Here is a 24,503-nt window from a genome sequence, read left to right on the forward strand (position 1 = left end):
GGCGGTGACGGTCAGAAGACGCTGGCTCCGCTCTCGGCGGAGCCGACGCTGGCACGGAAGGCGGTGAACAGCTCGCGCCCCACGCCGCTGTGATAGTGCGAGAGATCGGCCTCGGCATGGCCGCGGGCGGCCCATTCCTCCGGCGCCACCTTCACCTCCAGCCGCCCGGCCACGGCATCGACGCGGACGATGTCGCCATCGCGGATCTTGCCGATATCGCCGCCCTCGGCGGCCTCGGGCGTGACATGGATCGCGGCGGGCACCTTGCCGGAAGCACCGGAAAGGCGCCCGTCGGTGACCAGGGCGACACGGTGCCCACGGTCCTGCAACACGCCGAGCGGCGGCATCAGCTTGTGCAGCTCCGGCATCCCGTTGGCCTTGGGGCCCTGGAAGCGCACCACGGCCACGACATCGCCGTTCAGCTCCCCCTTCCTGAAGGCCGTCTGCAATTCGGACTGGTCGTGGAAGACGCGGGCGGGAGCCTCGATGACATGGCGCTCCTCGGCCACGGCGGAGGTCTTGATCACGGCGCGGCCGAGATCGCCCTCCAGCACGCGCAGCCCGCCGGTCGGCTGGAAGGGCGCCGTCGCCTTGCTGATGATCTTCGGATCGGCACTGTCCGCCGGCACGTCGCGCCAGGTGAGCGTGCCGTCCTCGGCGACGCCGGGATCGGCGACATAGCCGCGCAGGCCGGTGCCCCAGACGGTGTTCACGTCCTCGTGCAGCAGCCCGGCATCGAGCAGCTCGCGGATCACGAAGCCCATGCCTCCAGCGGCGTGGAACTGGTTCACATCCGCCTTGCCGCTGGGATAGACGCGGCAGAGCAGCGGCGTCACCTCCGCCAGATCGGCGAAATCGTCCCAGCGCAGCGAGATTCCGGCGGCGGCGGCCATGGCGACGAGATGGATGGTGTGGTTGGTGGACCCGCCGGTCGCGTGCAGCCCGACCATGCCGTTGACGAAGGCGCGCTCGTCCAGGATGCGGCCGACCGGCATGAACGCGTTGCCGGAGGCGGTGATGGCCAGCGCGCGGCGCACGGCCTCCTTCGTCAGCGCGTCGCGCAGCGTGGTGCCGGGGTTGACGAAGCTGGCCCCCGGCAGGTGCAGGCCCATGATCTCCATGAGCATCTGGTTGGTGTTGGCGGTGCCGTAGAAGGTGCAGGTGCCGGGACCGTGATAGGAGCGCGTCTCCGCCTCCAGCAGCGCCTCGCGCCCCACCTTGCCCTCGGCGAAGAGCTGGCGGATCCGCGTCTTCTCGTCGTTCGGCAGGCCGGAGGTCATCGGCCCGGCGGGGATGAAGACGCCCGGCAGATGCCCGAAGGACAGCGCGCCGATCACCAGCCCCGGCACGATCTTGTCGCAGATGCCGAGATAGACGGCGGCGTCGAAGGTCTGGTGCGACAACGCGACGGCGGTGGCGAGCGCGATGACGTCGCGCGAGAAAAGCGAGAGCTCCATCCCCGCCTCGCCCTGCGTGACGCCGTCGCACATGGCGGGCACGCCACCCGCGACCTGCGCCGTGGCCCCGGCGGCGCGCGCGGTCTCGCGGATCAGCTCGGGGAAGCGCTCATAGGGCTGGTGCGCCGAGAGCATGTCGTTATAGGCGGTGACGATGCCGAGATTGGGCGCGTCGCTGCCGTAGAGGCGGTCCTTGTCGGCCGCGCCACAGGCGGCGAAGGCATGCGCCTGGTTGGCGCAGCCGAGCGCCTTGCGCGGCGCCTTCGCGGCAGCGGCCTCGATCCGTTCCAGATAGCGGGCGCGCGCCGGGCGGCTGCGCTCCACGATGCGTTCGGTGACTTCGCCGATCCTGGCCTGCAACGACATTGTTCTCAACCCATCGGAACCCCGCCCGCAACCTGAGCATTGTTCGGCGATGCCGCAAGCCGATTGTGCGGAGCCGAATACGGGAAAGGGCGGCCCCTTGCGGGAGCCGCCCATTCCGTTCCGTGTCCCCGGGGGTTCAGCCCTGGTTGGACTTGCCCGCCTGCGGCGCCTGCATGGCCACGAAGGCGCCATGGCCGTCCCGCAGCACCCGCAGGGCCACCGCGCCGCCACGGCTCTGGGCCGCCTCGCGGATCGCCTTCGCGGCCTCCTCGGGGTCGGCCACCGGCTTGCCGGCGACGCTGGTGATCACGTCGCCCGGCTGCAGCCCCGCCTGGGCCGCGGGGCCATCCGGCTCCACGGCCGAGACCACGGCGCCCTTGGTGCCGCGCGGCAGGTCGAGGCCCTGCCGCTCGGCATCCTGGATGCTGGCGAGGCCGATACCGAAGCGGGGCTGGCTGCCCTCCTCGTTGCCGGCCTGGGCGCGGGCCCCGTCCTGGGCCGGCAGCGAGGCCAGCTTCACCGAGAGCTTCTGGTCCTCCCCGTCGCGGCGCGCGGTCAGCGTCGTCTCGGTGCCGGGATGGTGGTCGGCGATCACCCGGGCCAGCTCGCGCGGGCTGTGGATCGTGGCGCCATCCACGGCGGTGATCACGTCGCCCGCCTTGAGCCCGGCGCGGGAGGCGGGGCTGTCGGGCTCGACCTGGGCCACCAGCGCGCCCTGGGCCTCGGGGATCTGCAGCGCCTTGGCCATGGTGGCGGTCACCGGCTGGGTGCTGGCGCCGAGGAAGCCGCGCTCGACATGGCCGTTCTTCTCCAGCTGCGCCACCACCGTCTGCACGATGTTCGAGGGGATGGCGAAGCCGATGCCGACCGAGCCGCCGCTGGGCGAGAAGATGGCGGTGTTGACGCCGATCACCGTGCCGTCCTGGGCGAAGAGCGGGCCGCCGGAATTGCCGCGGTTGATCGGGGCATCGACCTGCAGGAAGTCGTCATAGGGGCCGGCGCCGATGTCGCGGCCACGGGCCGAGACCACGCCCGCCGTCACGGTGCCGCCGAGGCCGAAGGGATTGCCCACCGCCACCACCCAGTCGCCCGGGCGGGCCTTGTCGGAATCGCCCAGCTTCAGGAAGGGCAGGTTGCTGCCGGCATCGATCTTCAGTAGCGCCAGGTCGGTGCGCTCGTCGCGGCCGACGATCCTGGCCGGCAGCTCGCGCCCGTCATCCAGCGTCACCTTCACCGAGGCGGCGTCCTTCACGACGTGGTTGTTGGTGACGACATGCCCCTCGGCATCGACCAGGAAGCCCGAGCCCAGCGCCTCGGCCACGCGGCCACCCTGGCGGCCGCCCTGCGGCCCACCCTCGGGGGCGCCGAAATAGCGGCGGAACATGCGGTCCTGCTGCGAGCCCGGCGGGAAGGGAGAGCCGGCCTCGGCCTGCTGCTGCGGCTTCTCGATGGCGGTGATGGTCACCACCGCCGGGCGGACCTTGGCGACGAGATCGGCGAAGCCGGGCAGGCCCTGCATGGCCGGGGCCACCACGGCGGCGGCAGGCTGGATCTGGCCACCCACGGGGCCACCCACAGGGCTACCCTCGGCGAAGGCGGGAGCCCATCCGGCGGCCACGCCTCCCAGGGCCGTACCGGCCAGCAGCACGGCGGCGAAGGCGGCGTTGCGACGATTGCGGAAGGGGTTCGACATCCGAGCGGTTCCTCTCAGGATTGCGGCCGGTGGTGATGCCACCGCGATGGATGCCATCTGGACCCGGACCGCTGGAGGCGCTCCGACAGGATCATGAAAGAGTTTTCAGAGTTCCGGCGAAGCCCCCCGTGACAGCGCTCCGGAAGAAGGCTGAGCCTTGCTGGCGGCGGAAAGGTCCAGGACGACGGTGAGCCCCCTCCCCCCCGGCCCGTCGCGGAGTTCGAGCCGGCCGTCATGGAGGCGCGCCACGGCGGCCACGAGGGCGAGGCCCAGGCCGGTCCCCGGCGTGTTGCGGCTGCGGTCCAGGCGGTAGAAGCGGCGGAGCACCTTCTCCCGCTCCCCGGCCGGGATGCCGGGGCCGTCGTCGGAAACTTCCAGCACCGGGCCGGGACGCAGCGAGACGCACAGCGTGTCGCCACCATGGGCCAGGGCGTTGTCGAGCAGGTTCGCCAGGGCCTGCCGCAGCAGGGTGGCATGGCCGGCGATGCGCTGGCCGGGGGCGATCGCCGTCTCCAGCCGCCGGCCGGCCTCCTCGGCGACGGGGGCATAGACCTCCGCCACCTGGGCGGCGAGGGCGGAAAGGTCGAGCGGGGCGATGTCGTCCCGCCCCGTCCCCGCCTCGGTGCGGGCGATGCGCAGCAGGGCGGAGAAGGTGGCGAGGATGCCGTCGAGCTCCCCGATCGCCGCCTCCAGCGTGGCGGCATCGGCTTCCGGCGCGCGGGCGCCGGCCAGGGCGGTTTCCAGCCGCTGCCGCAGGCGGAAAAGCGGCGAGCGGAGGTCGTGCGCCACGTCGTCGGTGACCTGCCGCACCTCGGCGACCAGGCGCTCGATGCGCTCCAGCATGGCGTTCATCGTGGCGGCGAGGCGGTCGAACTCGTCGCCGCGCCCCGAGGCGGGCAGGCGGCGGCCGAGATCCCCCGCCATCACGGCGCGGGCGGCGGTGCTGACCCCCGCCAGGCGCCGCTCCAGGCTGCGCGCCGCCAGGAAGCCCAGGGCCAGCGCGAGCACCGCTCCCAGCGCGCCGGAAATCCAGGGCGTCCAGGCCAGGGCGGCGGCGGCGCGCTCGGCCGGGGCGAGGTCGGTGGCGAGGACGAGCCCGACGCCGCCCTGCAGCACGGTGCCCAGGGCTCGCAGCCGGGTGCCGTCCCGCCCTCGCAGTGTGGCGAAGCCGCGCAGGCCGGGCGGCACGCCGGGCAGGTCGCCCAGCAGGGGGCGGCCATCGGCAGTCTGCAACTGCACGCGGAGCGGGCCGCTGCGCCGGACATAGGACTGCGCCACGGTGGCAAGGCCGGACAGGCCGCCGGCCTCGTATTCGCGCAGGAACCCCTCGGCCTCGGCGGCCAGGATCAGGTCGAGCTGCTGGTTCAGCGCCGCCTGGGCACGCAGCCAGCCCCAGCCGGCGCCCAGGCCGGAGGCGAGCATCACCACGGCGGCGATCAGCAGCGCGGCGCGCGGGGCGAAGGAGCGGGTCCAGCGGAAATGGCGGCGCAGGCGCATGGGGCTTGGGGAACCGGGCTCCAGGAACACGATGCCGGGGGGGCATCGAAGGCCGGGCGCACGAGGCCCGGAAGCGGATCATGCGGCGGGCGGCGGCATTCCGGCACCACGATTCCCGCCCCGCGGGCGGCGGCTGCGATGGCTGTAGGGCGAAACCGGCCCGCGAGGCGAGTCCGGATGGCGGCGGGCCGGGCTCACGCTCCCCACTCCCGCCCCAGGCCTCTCGCCGGGAAAGGCCTCATCCCCATGGCGCCCCCCGTGCCGGAGCGGCTCAGACCGTGGCAGGCTGTCCCGCACGGCCCCGCCCCCGGGGCCACGGGACGACGGACAGACAAGGAACGCCAGAGCATGAAGACCAACGGCCCCATTCCCGCACCGGCCTCCACGGCAGCCTCCGCCGGGGCGCCGGCGTGAGCGCGTCCGCGGCTGCCCCGCGCCACCGGCCCGAGGCGCTGCGCGCCTTCGCCGCCCAACTCTTCGGCGCGGCGGGGATGGAGGCGGAGAAGGCCGAGGCCGTCGCCGATATCCTGGTCGAGGCCGACATGCTCGGCCACGACACGCACGGGCTGGAACTGGCGGCGCGCTACCTGGGCGAGATCGAGGCCGGGACCATGGCCCTGCGGGGCGAGCCGGAGATCCTTTCCGACCGGGGCGCGGCGATGGCCTGGCGCGGCAGGCGCCTGCCCGGCGCCTGGCTGGTGCTGCGGGCGCTGGAGACCGCCTATGAGCGGGCGGCGCAATTCGGCATCGCCAGCATCGCCATCGGCGACTGCCACCACACCGGCTGCCTCGCCGCCTATCTGCAGCGCGCGGCGGAACGGGGGCTGGTGCTCTCGATCCATTCCTCGGCCCCCGGCGCGGCCTCGGTGGCGCCCTTCGGCGGGGTGAAGGGCACGCTCTCCCCCGCCCCCTTCGCCTTCGGCTTCCCGACCGGCGGCGACCCGGTGATGATCGATGTCAGCGCCTCCATCACCACCAACAACATGGCGTTGCGCCTGATCCGCGAGGGACGGCGCTACGAGCGCCCCTGGCTGATGGATGCGGAGGGCCAGGTGACGGAGGACCCCACCGTGATCCAGCGCGGCGGCACGGTCCTGCCGGCGGGCGGGCAGGACCACGGGCAGAAGGGCTATGGCTGGGCCCTGACCGCCGAGGCGCTGAGCCAGGGCCTGTCCGGCCATGGCCGGGCCGACGGGGCGCCGGGCATGTCGAACGCCGTCTTCCTCCAGCTCTTCGACCCCGCCGCCTTCGCCGGGCTGGAGGCCTTCACCCGGCAAACCGACGCCATCACCGGCAACTGCCGCGCCAGCCCGCCACGCCCGGGCTTCGGCCCGGTGCGCCTGCCCGGGGAGGCCGGGCTGCGCCGGCGGGCGGCGGCGGAACGCGACGGGCTGGCGCTGCGGCCGGGCATTCTCGACTCGCTGCGGCCCTGGGCGGAGAAGCTCGGCGTCGCCATGCCCTGAGGACGGCACGCGGTCCCGGCCGGGGGAAGGCGCCGCGCCCTATCCCCCGCCGGCGCCGTGTTCCGGCGCCTCCAGCGCATAGCCCGCGCCGCGCACGGTGCGGATCATCGGCGGCTCGCCGCCCGCCTCCAGCTTGCGGCGGAGGCGGCTGACATGGACGTCCACCACATTGGTGGTGGGGTCGAAGGAGAAATCCCAGACCTTCTCCAGCAGCATGGTGCGGGTCAGCACCTCGCCCGGATGGCGCAGCATGTATTCCAGCAGGCGGAGCTCGGTGGGCAGCAGCTCGATGACGCGCGCGCCGCGCGTGACGGTGCGGCGGAGCAGGTCCATGCGCAGGTCGGCCAGGGACAGCTCGGTGGATTCCATGCTGGCGACGGGGCGGCGGGCCAGGGCGCGCAGCCGGGCGCGCAGCTCGGCGAAGGCGAAGGGCTTGGCGAGGTAGTCGTCCGCCCCTGCCTCCAGCCCCTCCACCTTCCGGTCCACCTCGCCCAGGGCGGTGAGCATCAGGACAGGCGTGGCGATAGCCGAGGCGCGCAGGGCCCGCACGATGGCGACGCCGTCCGGTCCGGGCAGCATGCGGTCGGTGACGATCACGTCGAAGGGCTCGTTGAGCGCGAGGAACAACCCGTCCTTGCCGTTGCGCGCCACGTCCACGACATGGCCATCCTCGCCCAGGCCCTTGGCGATGTAGTCGGCCGTCACCGTATCATCCTCGATCACCAGGATACGCATGCCGCCGCCACCTCAGCCCCGCCCTCCGGTCCAGAAGACCATGGCTGCCGTTGTGGCGCAGATCGGACCGGGCGACAACGCGACGGGGCCGTGCCACGGGACCACCCCGTTCCCGGCAGGTCCGGCATGCCGGGGCCCGGGTTGGACCTGGGGCGGCGGCGATGCCACTCTCCCGGCCAAGAGTCGCGGGAGCGGCCGGAACGGAGGAAGCGCCGGGCTCGCCGCCCTTCGGGGTCGGCCGGCCGCCGCGGACCTTGTCCTTCCGGGCCGTGGCGACGCCCGTTCGGAGGAAGGTACTGCCCATGGAAACGCACAAGCACTTCATCGGGGGCCGTTGGGTCGGCTCGGAGAAGGCCCTGCCGGTGGTCAACCCCTCGGACGGGCAGGTGATGACCCAGATCGCGCGCGGCACCGCGGCGGATGTGGATGCCGCCGTGGCCGCGGCGCAGGCGGCGATGGAGGGCGACTGGGGCCGTCTCGACGCCGTCACGCGCGGCCGCCTGCTGCTGCGCTTCGCGGAACTGGTCCGGCGGGATGCCGAGGCGCTGACCCGCATGGAAAGCGAGGATGTCGGCAAGCCGCTGGCCCAGGCGGCGGCGGACGTGGCCGCCTGCGCGCGGTATTTCGAGTTCTACGGCGCCGCCGCCGACAAGGTGCATGGCGAGACCATCCCCTTCCAGGAAGGCTACACCGTCCTGACGATGTGGGAGCCGCATGGCGTCACCGCGCATATCGTGCCCTGGAACTATCCGCTGCAGATCACCGGCCGCTCGGTGGGCGCGGCGCTGGCCATGGGCAACGCGGTGGTGCTGAAGCCGGCGGAGGACACCTCCCTGACGGCGCTGGCCCTGGCGCGGCTGGCCAACGAGGCGGGCTTCCCGGCGGGGTCGTTCAACGTCGTCACCGGGCTGGGCGAGGAGGTCGGCGCGGCGCTGAGCGCGCATCCCGGCATCAGCCATATCAGCTTCACCGGCTCGCCCGAGGTCGGCACGCTGATCCAGGCGGCGGCGGCGCGGAACACCATCCCCGTCACGCTGGAACTGGGCGGCAAGTCGCCGCAGATCGTCTTCGCCGATGCCGACCTGGCGGAAGCGGCGCCGACCGTGGTGAAGGCGATCATCCAGAATGCCGGCCAGACCTGTTCCGCCGGATCGCGCGTGCTGATCGAGGATTCCATCTACGACAGCTTCACCGCCGACCTCGCCGCGCGCTTCCGCAAGCTGCGCGTCGGCGCGGCATCGCAGGACCTCGATCTCGGCCCGGTGGTGAACGCGGCGCAGAAGGAGCGGATCGAGCGCTACCTCGCCATCGCGGAGCGCGACGGGCTGCCCATCCTGGCGCAGGGCGAGCTGGGATCGAACCTGCCGCGCGACGGCTTCTACGTGCGGCCGGTGCTGATCGGCGACGTGCCGCCGGACCATGTGCTGGCGCAGGAGGAGATCTTCGGCCCCGTCCTCGTCGCCATCCGCGTCCGCGACGAGGCGGAGGCGCTGCGCGTCGCCAACGGCACGGAGTTCGGCCTGGTCTCCGGCGTCTGGACGCGCGATGTCGGCAAGGCGATGCGGCTGGCGCGGCGCGTGCGCACGGGACAGGTCTTCATCAACAACTACGGCGCGGCGGGCGGCGTGGAACTGCCCTTCGGCGGTATGAAGCGCTCCGGCCATGGGCGCGAGAAGGGTTTCGCCGCGCTCCATGGCTTCGCCACGCTGAAGACCATCGCGATCCGGCACGGCGCCTGATCAGGGCGTATGATTTCGAGGGAGGAAATAGCATGAGACTCAAGGACAAGGTCGCGATCGTCACCGGCGCGGGCAGCGGTTTCGGCGAGGGGATCGCGAAGCGCTTCGCGCAGGAAGGCGCGAAGGTCGCCGTGCTCGACCTGCGCGCCGATGCGGCGGAGCGCGTGGCGCGCGAGATCGGCGGCGATGCCATCGCCGTCACGGCGGATGTGGGCGACGGCCCCTCCGTGCACCGCGCGGTGGAGCAGGTGCGCGCCGCCTTCGGCGGCCGCATCGACACCCTGGTGAACAATGCCGGTACGACGCACCGCAACCAGCCGGTGCTGGACGTGGACGAGGAAACCTTCGACCGCGTCATGCGGGTCAACGTGAAGTCGATCTACCTCTTCGCGCGCGAGGTCGTGCCGGTGATGCGCGAGGCGGGCGGCGGCGTGATCCTGAACATCGGCTCCACCGCCGGGCTGCGGCCGCGTCCGGGCCTGTCCTGGTACAATGCCAGCAAGGGCGCGGTGAACGTGATGTCGAAGTCGCTCGCGCTCGACTTCGCGCCGTGGAAGATCCGCGTGAACGCGATCTGCCCGGTGATGGGGGCGACCGGCCTGCTCAGCGAGTTCATGGGCGTGCCCGACACGCCCGAGAACCGCGCGAAATTCGTCTCCACCATTCCGCTCGGCCGCATGTCGCGGGCGGAGGATATCGCCAACGCGGCGCTCTACCTCGCCTCCGACGAGGCCGAATTCATCACGGGCGTGGAATTTCCCGTGGATGGCGGGCGCACCGTCTGACACCGGCCCGCGGAAGCCCCGGCTTCCGCGGGCAGGCATCTCCCGCGGGGCCGGGGTGGCCGCGCAAGGGGAAAGGCCCACACCGGCCGGTGCGGGGAGGCGCCTCTTCCGCCGGCCGGCCTGACGGCGCGACGGAACCGCGTTCTCCGGCGCCGTGACGGGTGCCGGAAATTGCGCTGGCATCCCATGCCTCTTGCGCGCAGAATGCCGTGGCGAGCCGGGCTTCGCGCCATCGTGCCTGCCGGTCCGCGGCCCATCCTTCCCATGGGCATCCGCATCCATGGATTGCCTCTGTGGATGGAAGCGGGCAAAACCCGCCCCGATCCATGATCCGGACGGGCATCGGGGAAAAACGCCGGGTTGGCCCATACGGGACCCGTCCCGCGCAAGGCGTCCGAAAGGGCATTCGCATTCGTTGTTTGGCCAGGAACTTCGTGACGGAAGACAGATTGGAACGCAGGGCGTGACAGCAGGAAGCAAGTCGCCGCCAAGTCCTGTCCCGTTTGCCCTTCGCACAGGTTCTGCAGATATTATGAGAATTCATCGGTGCAACTGACGCGCGAGCAGTATGCGATCGCGGAATCGCTCGGCTGCCGTTTCCTGCCGGCGACCGAATCCCAGATCCATCGCCTGTCCATGCAGCAGCGGATCTTCTGGCTGGACGGAAAGGCCTTTGTCGTGAGCCGCCGGGACGGGTTCCACGAGACCGCCGGAACGCTGCGCCGCCTCCTCGCGCATGCGCCCGCGCCTGGCCTTCCCACGGGGCCTTCCGGCAGCCATGCCGCCACTCCACCAGCCGACGTCCCGCCGGCCGGCGCGGCCCAGGCCCCCGCTGCCCCGGCGCCGCGGAATGCCGCGCCTTCGGCCTCGTTGCCCCAGTCGCCAACATCCCAGGCGCCAACATCCCAGGCTCCGGCATCCCAGGATGTTGTCCCCCGGGCCGAAGCACGCCCGGCCGTTGAGGCATCGCCGCCACCGCCCGCGCAGGATGCCCCTGCCCCGCCTCCCCCGGCTGCCACCCCGCCGGCGGAAAGCGTCGCGCGGCGCCGCCGGATCGCTGGCAGGACGGCATCCAGGACTCCGGAGCAGCCTGCCCTGGCCCTCCAGGACGCTTCACCGGACATTCAGGCAGGCACCGTGGACAGCCCGGCGGAGACCGCCGGGAACGTTGCCGAATCTCCCGAACCCATCCCCGTGGCGGCCCCCGCAGAGGGCGAGGAGGTCCGGGCCGATGCCGCCGCCGCCCTCCTGGCCGGCGCCGGCCTGGGCAGCCTGCTGCACCCGGAAGCCCTGGCACGGAAGCGCCCCCGCAAGCAGATCCCGGGACTGCTGGCTCCGAAGAAGCGCGATCCGGTGTCGCTGACCGTGCAGATCGTGGCGGCCCATGTCTCGAACAACGCGGTGCAGACCACCGACCTGCCCAGCCTGATCGCCGAGGTGCACCGCGCCCTGACGGGTCCGGTGGGAGTGGCGGACGGGGCGCCGGAGCCGGTCCGCCCGCCCCCCGTGGCAGCCTCCCCGACCCGGCGCCGTGCGGAGAGCGCCCAGAAGGGCTGATCGCCGGGACGGCGGCCCTATTCCCCGGGCGCCGGGAAGAGCGTGGCGCTGCGCCCCATGAGCCGGTAGCCGAGCAGGCCCAGCCATTCATGTACGGCGCTGTCGAGGTTGCCGAGCTTGTCGGGCAGGCTGTTCTCCAGCGTTTCGCCATAGGGCGCGCCGCTGCGGTAGTCGACCGGCCAGGGCAGCACCTGCCACCCCGCCCGCCGGAACACGCCGACGGAGCGCGGCATGTGCGCGGCGGAAGTCACCAGCAGCCAGGTCTCCCCCGGCCCGGGCCGTATCTGCTGCCGCAGGAAGACCGCGTTCTCATAGGTCGTGCGGGACTCGTCCTCGTAGATGACCGGCCGGGTCAGGCCGAGTTCCTCGAAAAGGCGGCGCGCCACCTCGGATTCCGTGACATGCCCGGCCACCAGCCGGCCACTGCCACCGGTGAAGGCCAGCCGCGCCCCGGGATAGCGCCGGGCCAGCCCCACGAAGGCGGTCATCCGCTCCGCCGCGCCGTTGAGCGAGGGGATGCCATGCACCTCGGTCAGCTCCGTCCGCACCGCCCCGCCCAGCACGATGACGCCATCCACATGGGCCGGGGGCGGATCGGGCTGCGGGAAGCGGTTCTCCAGCGGCGCCAGCAGCCAGGAATCGACCGGGAGCAGCAGCAGGACCACCTGGACCCCCGCCGCCAGGCCAAGGAGCGTGAGCCCGCTGCGCCGCCAGCGGCGCCAGACCAGCAGGGTGCCCAGCAGGAGGCACAGGAACAGCAGGAAGCTCGGCTGGGCGAGCAGCGAGAGGATCTTCGAGATCTGGAAGCTCAAGCGGCCATGCCTGCATTCCCGTGCCCGGGCAGGCTAGAGCAGATCGCGTTCGGATGAAATTATCCGGACGCGCGAAGATGCGCTCGAAACAACGGGCTGGAGCGGTCGCGGTGAGCCGGGGCGAACGGAAGCCGCTCTGGCATGGCCGCTCCAGGGCCGGCGACGGGGGCGTCAGGCCACCCGCGTCGGCAGGGGCTGCCCGGCGAAATGTGCCCGCAGGTTCTCCACCACGAGATTGCCCATGGCCAGCCGGGTCTCCACCGTGGCGCTGGCGCGGTGCGGCTGCAGCACCACGTTCTCCATGCGGCGCAGCGCCTCGGGCACGTGCGGCTCGTCGGCGAAGACGTCGAGGCCGGCACCGCCCAGGCGCCTCTCCTGCAAGGCCGCGATCAGCGCCGGCTCCGAAACGATGGAGCCGCGGGCGATGTTGATCAGGATGCCCTCCGGCCCCAGCGCGTCGAGCACATGGGCGTTGACGAGGCCCCGCGATTCCGGCCCGCCCGAAGCGGTGATCACCAGGAAGTCGGATTCCCTCGCCAACTCCACCAGCGAGGGGACGAAGCGGCAGTCCGGCAGGCCCTCCACCGGGTGCAGGTCGTTGTAGGCGATGGTCATGCCGAAGCCCGCGGCGCGCTGCGCCACGGCGCGTCCGATGCGGCCCATGCCCAGGATGCCCAGATGCTTGCCGCTGACCTTGTGGCCGAGCGCCATGGCCTCGCGCTCCCACCGCCCCTCGCGCACGAAACGGTCGGCGTTGCAGAGGTTGCGCGACACGGCGAGCATCAGCGCCATGCCCAGATCGGCGACATCCTCGGTGAGCACGCCGGGCGTCGCGGTGACGGGGATGCCGCGCCGCTTCGCCTGCTCCGTGTCCACCGCATCCACGCCGATGCCGTTGACCGCGACGATCTCCAGCGCCGGCAGAGCCTCCATGACCGCGCGCGGCAGCCCGGCGGTGCCGCTGGTGGCGACGCCACGGATGCGCGGCCCCGTTTCGCGCAGGAAGACATCCCTTTCGCCCGGCGGGGGCAGGCGGTGGAGCTCGAAGGACGCCTCCAGCTTGGCCTCGATGGACGGCATCAGCGACGACATCACCAGGATCGCCGGCTTCTGGCTCATGTTCTTTCTCCCTGTGGTTCCGCGCCCACGCGCTTCACATGGTCTCTCCGGCGGCGTTTCAACATCCGGCGCGGAAAGGAGGGCCATGCTTCCCGCCCTTCCCCGCCCCGCCATGCCCTGTCCGCAAGCCTCCACCGACCGGGGGGCTCCGCCCCATCATCCGGGGCGCGGCTCCACGCCGCCGGACAATGCGCCCCGCGGCGATCAGCCCCGCAGCGGACCGGGCGCCGTCCGGCGGCGCGCGTTCAGCCGAGGGTGGTCCGCACCGTGCCGATGCCGGGGAATTCCGCCTCCACCACGGTGCCGGGCGGCACGGGGATGGCGCCGCAGCAGGAGCCGGTGGTGACCACGTCGCCGGCCTTCAGCCCGCCATGGCGCGCGGCGGCATGGTTCGCCATCCAGTGCAGCAGGCGCGCCGGGTCGCCGGCCGGGTTGCCGCCCCTTCCCTCCGCCGCCACCTGGCCGTTCAGGCGCAGGGTGAAGGGCTGCGCCGTGGGCACGACGCCGCGCCAGTCCGTCAGCGCCGGGCCGACGATCAGCGCGCCATGGCTCTGCTGATCGGCCAGGTGGCTCAGCCTGTCGGTGGTGTTCAGTCCCATGAAGCGCGTATCGGCGATCTCGATGGCCGGGTGCAGGCTGGCCACCGCGTCCAGCACCTCCTCCGGCGCATAGGGCTCGGCCCGGGGCGGCAGGTCGCGGCCCATGCGGTAGGCGAGTTCGGCCTCCGCCCCCATCACCTGGAAGAAGCCGGCGGCGAAGGGGCTCTCGTCGAAGCGCAGCGTGCCGGCCAGGATGGGCGCGGCGAAGGGCGGGGCCTCGGGATTGGCGGCGCCGACCTTCCAGGCGGCGATGCCGCCCTGTTCCGGCGCCAGCCCCGCCGCCACCGCATCCTGGATGGCATAGGCCTCGCCCTCGTCCTGCGGCCGGGCTCCGTCGGGCAGGACGGCGATCCAGTCGCGGCTGCGGCGGGCCTGGAGCAACGCCTCGGTGGCGGCGCGCAGATCGGTCATGAAACTCGCTTCCATCAGTCTGGCCGCCCGCACGGACCCCCGGGCCCCGGGGGCGGCGCCGGGGTGGTCGGGAACGGGGCGGACGATGCGCCCCCCGGCGGGAGTTGGAAACCCCGCCGGGGGTGCCGTCCCCGCCGGCCCTCCGCGCCTCAGTGAGAGTGCCGGGGCATCCCCTTGGTATGGACGACGTCCTGATAGGCCGTGGCGAAATCCAGGCAGGCGCCGTCCGAAAGCTGGCCGACCCGCTCGCGGTAGAGCTGCTGCCAGGGCGTCTGGTTGTTCGGCACGAAGGGCTTCAGCGCGGCGCGGCGCCCGGCGATCTCCTCCTCCGGCATCAGCAGGTCCACCCGCCGGGCGCGCAGGTCGAAGCGCACGCGGTCGCCCGTCTTCAACAGGGCGAGGCCGCCGCCCACCGCCGCCTCGGGCGAGACGTTGAGGATGGAGGGGCTGGCCGAGGTGCCGCTCTGCCGCCCGTCGCCGATGCAGGGCAGCGCGTTGACGCCACGGCGGATCAGCGCGTCGGGCGGCTGCATGTTCACCACCTCCGCCGAGCCGGGATAGCCGACCGGGCCGCAACCCCGGATGAAGAGGATGCAGTACTCGTCGATCTCCAGCGCCGGGTCGTTGATCCGCTTGTGGTAGTCCTCCGGCCCCTCGAAGACGATGGCACGGCCCTCGAAGGCGTCCGGATCGTCGGGGTTGGACAGGTAGCGGTCGTGGAACTCCTTGGAGATCACCGAGGTCTTCATCACGCCGGTATCGAAGAGGTTGCCGCGCAGCACCAGCATCCCCGCCTCCGGCATCAGCGGCGCGGAGAAGGGGCGGATCACGTCGCGGTCCTCCACCGTCACGCTGGCCAGGCTCTCGGCGATCGGGCGGCCGCTGACGCCCACCGGGCCGCCATGCAGCACGCCGGCCTCCAGCAGCTCCTTCATCACCGCCGGCACGCCGCCGGCCCGGTGGAAGGATTCGCCGAGATAGGCACCGGCAGGCTGGCAGTTGACCAGCAGCGGCAGCTCGTGGCCGACGCGCTGCCAGTCGTCGAGGCTGAGCTCCACGCCGACATGCTTCGCGATGGCGATCAGGTGCGGCGGGCAGTTGGTGGAGGCACCGAGCGCCGAGGCCACCATGATGGCGTTCTCGAAGGCTTCCTTGGTCATCACCTTGCGCGGCGTCAGGTCCTCATGGACCATCTCCACGATGCGCTTGCCGGTGATGTAGGCCATCTGCCCGCGCTCCCGGTACGGGGCGGGGATGGAGGCGCAGCCGGGCAGGCTCATGCCCAGCGCCTCGGCCAGCGAGTTCATCGACAGCGCCGTGCCCATGGTGTTGCAGTGGCCGACGCTGGGCGCGGAGGCGGCGGCGAGCGCCATGAACTCCTCGTAGCCGATCTCGCCCGCCGCCATGCGGCGCCGCGCCTCCCAGATGATGGTGCCGCTGCCGGCCAGCTTGCCCTTGTAGTGCCCGTCCAGCATCGGGCCGCCGGAGAGGACGATGGCCGGGATGTTCACCGTGGCGGCGCCCATCAGCAGGGCGGGCGTGGTCTTGTCGCAGCCGGTGGTGAGCACCACGCCGTCGAGCGGATAGCCGTAGAGCACCTCGACGAGCGACAGATAGGCAAGGTTGCGGTCCAGCGCCGCGGTGGGGCGCTTGCCGGTCTCCTGGATCGGGTGGCAGGGGAATTCGAGCGGGATGCCCCCGGCGTCGCGGATGCCGGCCCGCGTGCGCTCCGCCAGCTCGATATGGTGGCGGTTGCAGGGGGCGAGGTCGCTGCCGGTCTGGGCGATGCCGATGATCGGGCGGCCGGATTGCAGCTCCTGCGGCGTCAGGCCGTAGTTCAGGTAGCGCTCCAGATACAGCGCCGTCATGTCCGGGTCGGAGGGGTCGTTGAACCAGTTCTGGCTGCGTAGCTTGGCCATGATGCTCTCCTGCCCTGTCATCCGTCGCCGGCGCCCGGTTCCCGGATCACCGCTCTTTCAGGGCGGGCATCAAACGACCGGCTCCCGCCCCTGTCCAGCCTCCCGCCCCGGCTTTCGCGGGCCGTTCCGCGGGCGGGGGCGGCATCCGGGAGCCCCCTGGCCAGGGCCGGAAACCGTCCGGGCACGGAAATCGCTTGCCGCCCGGCATCGCCCCGGCTGTGCTGGCCGGGTTCGGGCGAGAGGAGGCGGGCGGATGACGGGCCGGACCGGGCTGGCGGGCGGGGAACGCCACCGCTTCGAGGATCTGCGGCACCTGCTGGCGGCCGCGACGCCCAGGCGCTCGGGCGACGAGCTGGCCGGGATCGCCGCCGGGTCGGATGCGGAACGGGTGGCGGCGCGGCGGGCGCTGGCGGAACTGCCGCTGAAGGCCTTCCTGTCCGAAACGGTGGTGCCCTACGAGACGGACGAGGTGACGCGACTGATCCTCGACACGCATGATGCAGCCGCCTTCGCACCGGTCTCGCACATGACGGTGGGCGATTTCCGCGACTGGCTGCTGTCGCACGAGGCGGATGCGGCGGCGCTGGCCGCGCTGGCGCCGGGGCTGATGCCGGAGATGGTGGCGGCGGTGTCGAAGCTGATGCGCAACCAGGACCTGATCGCCGTGGCGCGGAAATGCCGGGTGGTGACGGCCTTCCGCAACACGATCGGCCTGCCGGGGCACCTGGCCAGCCGGCTGCAGCCCAACCACCCGACCGACGACGCGCGCGGCATCGCCGTTTCCGTGCTGGACGGGCTGCTGCACGGCTCGGGCGACGCGGTGATCGGCATCAACCCGGCGACGGACAGCGTGCGCAACGCGGTGGAGCTGCTGCGGATGCTCGATGCGCTGCGCGAGCGCTACGAGATCCCGACCCAGACCTGCGTGCTGACGCATGTGACGAACGCGATCCGCGCCATCGAGCTGGGCGCGCCCGTGGATCTCGTCTTCCAGTCCGTGGCGGGGACGGAGGGCGCCAATCGCGGCTTCGGCGTCGATCTCGCCACGTTGCGCGAGGCGCAGGAAGCGGCGCTGTCGCTCGGGCGCGGCACGGCGGGCGACAACGTGATGTATTTCGAGACCGGCCAGGGCTCGGCCCTCTCGGCCGAGGCGCATCACGGCGTGGACCAGCAGACGCTGGAATGCCGCGCCTATGGGGTGGCGCGGGCCTTCCGGCCGCTGCTGGTGAACACGGTGGTCGGCTTCATCGGGCCGGAATACCTCTATGACGGCAAGCAGATCACGCGCGCCGGGCTGGAGGACCATTGCTGCGGCAAGCTGCTCGGCCTGCCGATGGGGGTCGATGTCTGCTACACCAACCATGCCGAGGCCGATGGCGACGACATGGACGCGCTGATGGTGCTGCTCGGCGCGGCCGGGGTGAATTTCCTGATCGCCGTGCCGGGCGCGGACGACATCATGCTGAACTACCAGAGCCTCTCCTTCCACGACATCCTCGCGCTGCGCTCCACGCTCGGCCTGCGGCCCGCGCCGGAATTCGAGTCCTGGCTGGAGCGGATGGAGATGCTGGACCCCGGCGGGCGGATGCGCCCGCCCCTGCCGCAAAGCCCGCAGGCGGCGCGGCTGCTCACCATGGCGCAGGTCACCATGACCGGGGGCGGCTGAGCATGGCGGAGGATTTCTGGGAGCGGCTGCGCCTCGCCACGCGGGCGCGCGTCGGCCTGGGGCGCAGCGGCGATGCCATGCAGCTCGGCGACGTGCTGGATTTCCAGATGGCGCATGCCCTGGCCCGCGACGCCGTGCACACGCCGCTCGATGTCGCGGCGCTGCGGGCCGATCTGGCGCCGCTGGAAACCATGGAGGTCCGCAGCGCGGCCGAGGATCGCGGCACCTATCTGCGCCGCCCCGATCTCGGGCGGCGGCTGGCGCCGGACAGCCGGACGCTGCTGCGGCGGGGCGAGTACGACGCGGTCTTCGTGATCGGCGACGGGCTCTCGGCCCTGGCGGTGCAGAAGCACGCGGCGCCGGTCCTGCGGGCCGCGCTGGCGCGGCTGCGGGGCTGGCGCGTCGCGCCGGTCGTGGTGGCGACCCAGGCCCGGGTGGCACTGGGCGACGAGATCGGCGAGGCGCTCGGCGCCACGCTCTGCGCCATGCTGATCGGCGAACGGCCGGGCCTCAGCGTGGCGGAAAGCCTGGGCGTGTACCTGACCTATGCGCCGCGCACCGGCTGCCAGGATTCCGGCCGCAACTGCATCTCCAACATCCATGGCCAGGGCGGGCTGTCTCACGAAGGCGCGGCGGAGAAGCTGGCCTGGCTGATGCGCGAGGCCCGGCAGCGCAAGCTGAGCGGCGTCGGCCTCAAGGACGAGGCGCCGGCGGCCTTGCCGGGGGGCTGAGGGCGGCTCCCGCTGCCCTGGGGAAAGGCGCCGCCTTTCCCCAGCCCCCTATCCGCCAGGACCCTGAGGGTCCTGGACCTCCCCTTCCTTGGCGCAGATTGCCAGCCGGGGCGCGGCACAACCGTAGCAAACCCCTCTTGCTTCTTCGCCCGCCCCGGGATATAGGAATAAAATCATATCGCAGCCGCGTAACCATGTCCCCCGGATGCAGTGTGCCAACGGGCATCTGCTCACCGCCCGGCACGTTGTCGCCTGCCCCGGAACGCAATCCGGATCAGCCATCATCCGGCAGGCCGATAGGCAGCCCGCATCCTTCAGACCGGATAAAGGCTTAAAATCCTAAAACACTAAAGTGGTAAAAAAGCTACGGACGGCCGGATGCCCTGCCCGTAAGGGTGGAGAGGCAGGCACCCCCGGCGCCCTGCCCTTCAGCCAACCCTGCGGACCACAGGCTGGATGGAGCCCCCGCAACCTCGGGGGAGGCGGAGCCTCCACCCAGGATCGCTGGAGGCGCCGCGTCCTCAGCGCAGGATGCCGGTATGGCCCAGCGAATAGCGGCCCGGCATCGGCCAGACGGTCAGGCCATGCGGTTCCGCGCCGACCTTGACCTGCTTCACGGCCCCCGTGGTGGTGTCGATGGCATAGACCACGTCGTCGAAGCGGCCGGAGAGCCAGAGCGTCTTCCCGTCAGCGCTGACATTGCCCATGTCGGGGCTGCCGCCGCCGGGGATGGGCCAGTTGGCGACGACCTTGCCGGTGGCGAATTCGAGCACCGAAACGCTGCCCGGCCCCTTGCGCGCGCCATGCACCTTATGGGAGCCGCGATTGGCGATATAGAGGTACTTCGCGTCGCGGCTGGGATAGAGGCCGTGCGTGCCCGTGCCGGTCGGGACATAGCCCGTTTCGGCGAAGCGGTCGCCGTCGAGGACGAAGACGCCATCGGCCATCATGTCGGCGACGTAGAAGGTGCGGCCATCCGGCGCCACGCGGATGTCCTGCGGCATGCCGCCCTTGGACAGCTTCAGGTATCCGGCGACCTTGTGCTCCACCATGTCGATCTTGGCGAGGCGCCCGCCGAACTCGCAGGTGAAGATGGCGTAGCGCCCGTCGGCGGAGAAGTCGGCATGGTTCACGCCGCGGCAATCCGGCGTGTCGATGGAGAACTGCATCGCCATCGTGTGCGGGTCGCGGAAGTCGAGGCGCTTGCGGGCCTCGGCCACGACGATCGCCGACTTGCCGTCCGGCGTGAAGTACATGTTGTAGGGGTCGTCCACCGGAATGGGCTCGCCCGGCTTGCCGGTGGCGGCGTCGATGGGCGTGAGGCTGCCATCCTCCTTGCCCTCGGCATTGTTGGTCGCCCAGAGGGTGCGCAGATCCCAGGACGGCACGACATGCTGCGGGCCGCGTCCGACCTTGAACCGGTCCACGACCTTCATCGTCTCGGGATCGATGACATAGACGTCGTTGGACCGCAGGTTCGGCACGTAGATGCGCGGCAGGTCGCTGCGCACCACGGGCGACAGCTTGTCGCTGGTGGTCTCGCTGTAGATGTTGCCGGGCACGGTCACGGGCGGCATGCCGGGCACGGTCTGCACGGCGGCCGGCGCCGCATTCGGGACCCCGGTTTGGGCCCCAGACTGAACCCCAGTCTGGACCCCAGTCTGGGCCATGGCCGGGGCGAGGGGCGCGGCGAGCAGCGCCAGGAGGAGAAGCAGGGAGGCTGGGCGGGACATGGGCAGGCGTATTCCTCGATACGGGCCCGGGATCACGGGGACCGTTCCCGGAGCGGAGCAACGCCGTCCGGAAGCGCGAATCCCGTCTCCGGGCAAGGGGGTGGGGAACCGGGGCGCGAGCCTGTGAAGCCAGGCCATGCGCCGCCAGGGGGGATGGGTCGGAAGACGGGTCAGCGGCGTGGCGCGGTCACCTGCCGGATGGCGGCCACGGTCTGGGCGACGATGGCACCCGTGCCGATCTGGCCGAGTTCCGCCGTGGCGGGGCGCGGGTCGCCGCCATAGACGCCCTGCGCCGTGCCGGGCTTGGCCGCCGCCTGGAGCGCCTGCTGCCGCACCAGGGCGGGGCGTGTGGCAAGCGTCAGCGCCGTGTCCATCAGGTCGGCATGGGTGCCGACATCGTCGCCCAGCCCCCGGGCGCGCAGGGCCGGGGCGAAGCTGGTCTCGATGGTCGTGTAGTATTGCGGGATGTAGTGCGCCCGCGCCGGGCCCCTGGCCCACTGGTGGTTCAGGCGGTCGGCCACGTGCTGCAGGTTCTTCTGATAACCGCCATGGTCGCCGATCAGCACGATGTCGGTGAAGCCATGCGCGGCGAAGCTCTCGGCAGCGGAGGCCAGCAGCCCCTCGAAGACCTCGGGCGGAATGCTGATCGTGCCGGGGAAGCGCATATGCGAGCTGGGCGGGGCGATATTGCCCTCGGGCACATAGGCGATCACCGGGGCCAGCAGGGCATTGCCGAGTTGCCGGGCGATCTGCTCCCCGAGCACGGCCACGCGGGCATTGTGCTTGCCCACGGCGATGAAGGGGCCGCTCTGCTCGGTGCCGCCCACGGGGATGATGACGGTGCGCTTGCCGGCCTGGGTGGCGGCGCGGATCTCCGTCCAGGTGAGATGGTCGAGCCAGACCGTGTCGGGCTGCTGCGCCCAGGCGAGAGGCGCGAGAACCAGGAAGCCGGCCAGGACCGGAACCTGGAGAAGGGCCAGGTGTCGCTTCCGGAAAGCGGATCGGCGGAACATGGGAACCAGGCAACTCCGGCAATGAGTTCCTGTCTACTCCCCTCCCCGCCCCTCTGCCCAGCCTTCGCGCCCGCAGCGGAGGCCACGCCCCTGCCGGGGAAAGGCGCGGAAAACCGCGCTTTCCTCCGGGCAGGTGCGGCCCGGCTCACGTCATGAACGATAATCCACCTTGTCGTCATCGACGAGCCGCAGCGCGGCGGTCCAGGCGAGGTCGTAGATATGCGGGGAGTCGGAGCGGTTGAACTGCTCCGCGGTGCGCAGGCGCACCTCCTCCGGCGGGAAGACGATCTGGTCCATGCCGCCCGAGAGCGCCGCCACCTGCGCCTGGCAGGCGCGCTCCAGGTAGTAGATGTTGTTGAAGGCCTCCGCCGCCGTACGGCCCGTGACCAGCAGGCCATGGTTGCGCAGGATCATCGCCCGGTGCTGGCCAAGATCGGCGACCAGCCGCTCGCGCTCGTCGAGATCCAGGGCGATGCCCTCATAGCCGTGATAGGCGAGGTGGCCGTAGAACTTCAGCGCGTGCTGGCTGATCGGCAGCAGCCCCTCCTTCTGCGCCGAAACGGCGATGCCGGCGCTGGTATGGGTATGGACGACATAGGCCGCGTCCTCCCGCGTCATGTGGATCGCGGAGTGGATGGTGAAGCCCGCGGCATTGACCGGCTTGGAGGAGGCGTCCTCCTCGATCACGTTGCCGTCCAGGTCGATCTTCACCAGGTCGCTGGCCCGCATCTCGTGGAACATCACGCCATAGCGGTTGATCAGGAAGTGGTGGTCGGGCCCCGGCAGGCGGGCGCTGATATGGGTGTAGATGAGGTCCGTCATCCGATGATAGGCGACGAGCCGGTAGAGCGCCGCGAGCTCGCAGCGGATCTTCCATTCCTCCTCGCTGATCCCCCGGAGGCTGGCGGGCGGCGTGGTCACGTTCATCGGGCTTCTCCCATGTGGGCGTCCATGTGGGCGTCTCTGGCGGAACGGGGATGATCGGCGAGCCGGGACTTTCCGCCCCTTGGCGGCGGGGCGTCAACCGCCGGTCATGCCGCAACCCCTTGCCCCGGCCGGCACGCGGGTGTCTTTCGGCCCGTATCGCGGGCACGCGTGCCCCGCGCATGGGCAGAGGCGGAGAGGGACGCGGAGATGGGAACGGATCTGGATTTCGCGGCGGCGACTGGTGCCAACGATGGCGGGGTGGTGCGGATCCGGCGCGACCTGCACCGCTTCCCGGAGATGGGCTTCCTCGAATACCGCACCGCCGCGAAGACGGCCGCCACGCTGGAACGGCTCGGCTGGGCGGTGAAGGCGGGGCCGGAGGTCATGGTGGAAAGCGAGATGCCCGGCCGCCCCTCCCCGGCCGAGACGGCGGCGGCGCGCGAGGCGGCGCTGGCGGCCGGGGCGCCGCCGGACTGGGTGGCGCGCATGCCCGGAGGCCAGACCGGAGTGGTCGCGGAAATGCGGCGCGGCGAGGGGCCGGTGCTTGCCTTCCGCTTCGACATGGATGCGCTGCCGGTGCGGGAAACCGAGGCGCCGGAGCACGCCCCGAACCGCGAGGGCTTCCGCTCCACGCGCCCCGGCGTGATGCATGCCTGCGGCCATGACGGACACACCGCCATCGGCCTCGCCCTGGCCGCCCGCCTCGCGGCGCCGACCGCGCGCTGGCGGGGCACGATCCGCCTGATCTTCCAGCCCGCCGAGGAAGGCGGGCGCGGCGCCCGGCCCATAGTGGCGGCCGGCGTCGTGGACGGGGTGGACCATTTCTTCGCCGGGCATCTTGGCTGCCTGCTGCCCTCCGGCTCGGTGGCGCCGATGGCCACGGGCTTCCTCTATTCCAACAAGCTGGATGCCTTCCTGGAGGGCCGCGCGGCGCATGCGGCGATGGGGCCGCAGGAGGGGCGCAACGCCCTGCTGGCCGGAGCCACGGCGGCGCTGAACCTGCACGCCATCAGCCGCCACGCGGACTCGCCGACGCTGGTGAATGTCGGGCGGATGGTGGCGGGCAGCGGGCGCAACGTGATCGCCGATTCCTGCCATTTGGTACTGGAGGTGCGCGGCGGCTCGCAGGAGGCGCTGGACTACATGGACCGGCGGGCGCGGGAGGTGCTGGCCGGGGCAGCGGCGATGCAGGATGTCGCCCTGCGCATCGAGGAGATGGGCGGCAGCATCGGCGCCACGCCGAGCCCGGAGGCCGCCGCCATCGTGGCGGAGGTGGCGCGCACCGTGCCGGGGATCACGCGGATCGAGCCGGAATGGCCGATCGGCGGCGGCGACGATGCCACGCTGATGCTGCGGCGGGTGCAGGAACAGGGCGGCAGCGCGACCTATTTCCTGCTGGGGGCCGATCTCAAGGGCATCCACCACGCGGTGGATTTCGACTTCGACGAGGCGGCACTGCCGCAGGGCGTGGATCTCTTCGCCGGGATCGCGGAACGCGTGCTGGGCTCGGACTGGCCGTGCCACCGGGAAGGCAGCACAGCCCCGTGACCCTCCGTGATCCGGCCGGCATCACGGATGGATGTAGACGTAGCCCACCTGCTCCAGCTTCGCGATCTCGGCGACGCCGCTCGGCACGACATCCTCGGGCTTCGCGCCATAGAGCTGGCCGAGGGAGATGTGCCGCCCCCTGAGCGTGTTCTCGCAGATGAGGAACCGTACGCCATCCCCGCGTAGCGCATCGAGCTTACCCGCGATCGCCTTGTCGTTGTTCGCGAGTTCGAGCAGATCGACACCGGCGGAATGGTCCACCACGGCGATGCGCACGTGGTCCTTGCCCATCGCGTTGATGTGGTTGCGGATATTGTCCAACAGCCCGTTGAAGTAGGGCGCGTTCGCCAGCCCCGTCACATCCTCGCCCAGCACGAGGCGGCGGAAGAAGATCTCCGCCTTGATGAAGATCGAGATGTCAGCGCTGCCGCCATTGTTGTGATAGACGACCTTCTGACTTACTTCGGGCTCCGCCGTCGCGGAGGCGGCCCCCGCCGGACCGGCCCATGCCGCCAGCACCATGGCCGAAACAAGTGTCGCGACGGTTCTCATCCCAGTTCCTGATCCGGTAACCACTTCGGCCTGCGTAGTATGCTGCGACGCACCAGGAAATAGAAATCATCGCTGCTTCACGGCCTCTCAGTCTGTTTTCTGAATTTTTGCAATCATGCTTATGATTACTTAAAAGTAATATAACTTCTGCGTGCAACGATTGCGTTTTTCTCTCGCCAAG

General features: G+C 71.4%; 20 protein-coding genes. 7 read left to right on the top strand and 13 right to left on the bottom strand.

Translation table 11 applies throughout. The features are described 5' to 3' along the window. Positions 1–11: 11 nt before the first annotated feature. The 3 genes from edd to RGI145_RS16370 all read right to left on the bottom strand — a co-directional run bounded on the left by edd (position 12) and on the right by RGI145_RS16370 (position 5,013). Entirely contained in the window at positions 12–1,823 is a 1,812-nt protein-coding gene (gene edd, locus RGI145_RS16360) for a phosphogluconate dehydratase (RefSeq protein ID WP_075799187.1), read from the bottom strand. Between the two features lie 136 nt (positions 1,824–1,959). After that, positions 1,960–3,516, bottom strand: a complete 1,557-nt coding sequence (locus RGI145_RS16365) for a DegQ family serine endoprotease (RefSeq protein WP_075799188.1) — start codon at positions 3,514–3,516, stop codon at positions 1,960–1,962. 105 nt (positions 3,517–3,621) lie between these two features. After that, entirely contained in the window at positions 3,622–5,013 is a 1,392-nt protein-coding gene (locus RGI145_RS16370) for a sensor histidine kinase (protein ID WP_075799189.1), read from the bottom strand. A gap of 410 nt (positions 5,014–5,423) precedes the next feature. Here RGI145_RS16370 and RGI145_RS16375 point away from each other — a divergent pair, with 410 nt between their 5' ends. Then, entirely contained in the window at positions 5,424–6,476 is a 1,053-nt protein-coding gene (locus RGI145_RS16375; RefSeq protein ID WP_075799190.1) for an Ldh family oxidoreductase, read from the top strand. A gap of 39 nt (positions 6,477–6,515) precedes the next feature. On the opposite strand, the gene RGI145_RS16380 is transcribed toward RGI145_RS16375, so the two are convergent. Then, positions 6,516–7,211 carry a winged helix-turn-helix domain-containing protein gene (locus tag RGI145_RS16380; protein WP_075799191.1) on the bottom strand — a complete coding sequence of 232 codons (696 nt, stop codon included), beginning with the start codon at positions 7,209–7,211 and terminating at the stop codon, positions 6,516–6,518. Positions 7,212–7,513: 302 nt separating this feature from the next. On the opposite strand from RGI145_RS16380, the gene RGI145_RS16385 reads away from it, so the two are divergent. Together RGI145_RS16385 and RGI145_RS16390 are read left to right on the top strand one after the other, a co-directional pair. Next, positions 7,514–8,950, top strand: a complete 1,437-nt coding sequence (locus RGI145_RS16385) for an aldehyde dehydrogenase family protein (RefSeq protein ID WP_075799192.1) — start codon at positions 7,514–7,516, stop codon at positions 8,948–8,950. 32 nt (positions 8,951–8,982) lie between these two features. Beyond that, positions 8,983–9,735, top strand: coding sequence for a glucose 1-dehydrogenase (locus RGI145_RS16390; RefSeq protein WP_075799193.1), 753 nt, complete (start codon positions 8,983–8,985; stop codon positions 9,733–9,735). A 540-nt stretch (positions 9,736–10,275) separates the two neighbouring features. On the opposite strand, the gene RGI145_RS25810 is transcribed toward RGI145_RS16390, so the two are convergent. Next, positions 10,276–10,473: a hypothetical protein gene (locus RGI145_RS25810; RefSeq protein ID WP_167668298.1), complete on the bottom strand. Its 198-nt coding sequence runs from the start codon at positions 10,471–10,473 to the stop codon at positions 10,276–10,278. A gap of 456 nt (positions 10,474–10,929) precedes the next feature. On the opposite strand from RGI145_RS25810, the gene RGI145_RS26130 reads away from it, so the two are divergent. Then, on the top strand, positions 10,930–11,292 hold the full coding sequence (locus RGI145_RS26130) for a MucR family transcriptional regulator (protein ID WP_167668300.1): 363 nt from the start codon (positions 10,930–10,932) through the stop codon (positions 11,290–11,292). A 17-nt stretch (positions 11,293–11,309) separates the two neighbouring features. Here the strand turns inward: RGI145_RS26130 and RGI145_RS16400 are convergent, their stop codons facing one another. The 4 genes from RGI145_RS16400 to RGI145_RS16415 all read right to left on the bottom strand — a co-directional run bounded on the left by RGI145_RS16400 (position 11,310) and on the right by RGI145_RS16415 (position 16,152). Further along, positions 11,310–12,104, bottom strand: a complete 795-nt coding sequence (locus RGI145_RS16400) for a YdcF family protein (RefSeq protein WP_075799195.1) — start codon at positions 12,102–12,104, stop codon at positions 11,310–11,312. 171 nt (positions 12,105–12,275) lie between these two features. Continuing rightward, a complete protein-coding gene (locus RGI145_RS16405; RefSeq protein WP_075799196.1) occupies positions 12,276–13,223 on the bottom strand; it encodes a 2-hydroxyacid dehydrogenase in 948 nt (315 codons plus the stop codon). A gap of 245 nt (positions 13,224–13,468) precedes the next feature. Then, positions 13,469–14,233 carry a 2-keto-4-pentenoate hydratase gene (locus RGI145_RS16410; RefSeq protein ID WP_075799197.1) on the bottom strand — a complete coding sequence of 255 codons (765 nt, stop codon included), beginning with the start codon at positions 14,231–14,233 and terminating at the stop codon, positions 13,469–13,471. A gap of 149 nt (positions 14,234–14,382) precedes the next feature. After that, positions 14,383–16,152: an IlvD/Edd family dehydratase gene (locus RGI145_RS16415; RefSeq protein ID WP_156878577.1), complete on the bottom strand. Its 1,770-nt coding sequence runs from the start codon at positions 16,150–16,152 to the stop codon at positions 14,383–14,385. A gap of 253 nt (positions 16,153–16,405) precedes the next feature. Between RGI145_RS16415 and RGI145_RS16420 the strand changes: the two genes are divergently transcribed. Both RGI145_RS16420 and eutC read left to right on the top strand, forming a co-directional pair. Next, positions 16,406–17,818 carry an ethanolamine ammonia-lyase subunit EutB gene (locus tag RGI145_RS16420; RefSeq protein ID WP_075799199.1) on the top strand — a complete coding sequence of 471 codons (1,413 nt, stop codon included), beginning with the start codon at positions 16,406–16,408 and terminating at the stop codon, positions 17,816–17,818. Positions 17,819–17,820: 2 nt separating this feature from the next. Next, positions 17,821–18,549 (top strand): ethanolamine ammonia-lyase subunit EutC, encoded by a 729-nt coding sequence (gene eutC / locus RGI145_RS16425; protein ID WP_075799200.1) that lies wholly within the window; start codon positions 17,821–17,823, stop codon positions 18,547–18,549. A gap of 521 nt (positions 18,550–19,070) precedes the next feature. On the opposite strand, the gene RGI145_RS16430 is transcribed toward eutC, so the two are convergent. From RGI145_RS16430 to RGI145_RS16440, 3 genes are all read right to left on the bottom strand, one after another. Continuing rightward, positions 19,071–20,282 carry a YncE family protein gene (locus RGI145_RS16430; protein ID WP_075799201.1) on the bottom strand — a complete coding sequence of 404 codons (1,212 nt, stop codon included), beginning with the start codon at positions 20,280–20,282 and terminating at the stop codon, positions 19,071–19,073. Positions 20,283–20,452: 170 nt separating this feature from the next. Next, positions 20,453–21,295 carry a creatininase family protein gene (locus RGI145_RS16435; RefSeq protein ID WP_075799202.1) on the bottom strand — a complete coding sequence of 281 codons (843 nt, stop codon included), beginning with the start codon at positions 21,293–21,295 and terminating at the stop codon, positions 20,453–20,455. A gap of 150 nt (positions 21,296–21,445) precedes the next feature. Further along, entirely contained in the window at positions 21,446–22,222 is a 777-nt protein-coding gene (locus tag RGI145_RS16440) for a class II aldolase/adducin family protein (protein ID WP_075799203.1), read from the bottom strand. A 207-nt stretch (positions 22,223–22,429) separates the two neighbouring features. Here RGI145_RS16440 and RGI145_RS16445 point away from each other — a divergent pair, with 207 nt between their 5' ends. Continuing rightward, positions 22,430–23,770 (top strand): amidohydrolase, encoded by a 1,341-nt coding sequence (locus tag RGI145_RS16445; protein WP_075799204.1) that lies wholly within the window; start codon positions 22,430–22,432, stop codon positions 23,768–23,770. A 21-nt stretch (positions 23,771–23,791) separates the two neighbouring features. Here the strand turns inward: RGI145_RS16445 and RGI145_RS16450 are convergent, their stop codons facing one another. Then, positions 23,792–24,322: a DsrE family protein gene (locus RGI145_RS16450; RefSeq protein WP_075799205.1), complete on the bottom strand. Its 531-nt coding sequence runs from the start codon at positions 24,320–24,322 to the stop codon at positions 23,792–23,794. Positions 24,323–24,503 lie beyond the last annotated feature (181 nt).

Source organism: Roseomonas gilardii (assembly GCF_001941945.1).
In the GTDB taxonomy this organism is placed as follows: Bacteria; Pseudomonadota; Alphaproteobacteria; order Acetobacterales; family Acetobacteraceae; genus Roseomonas.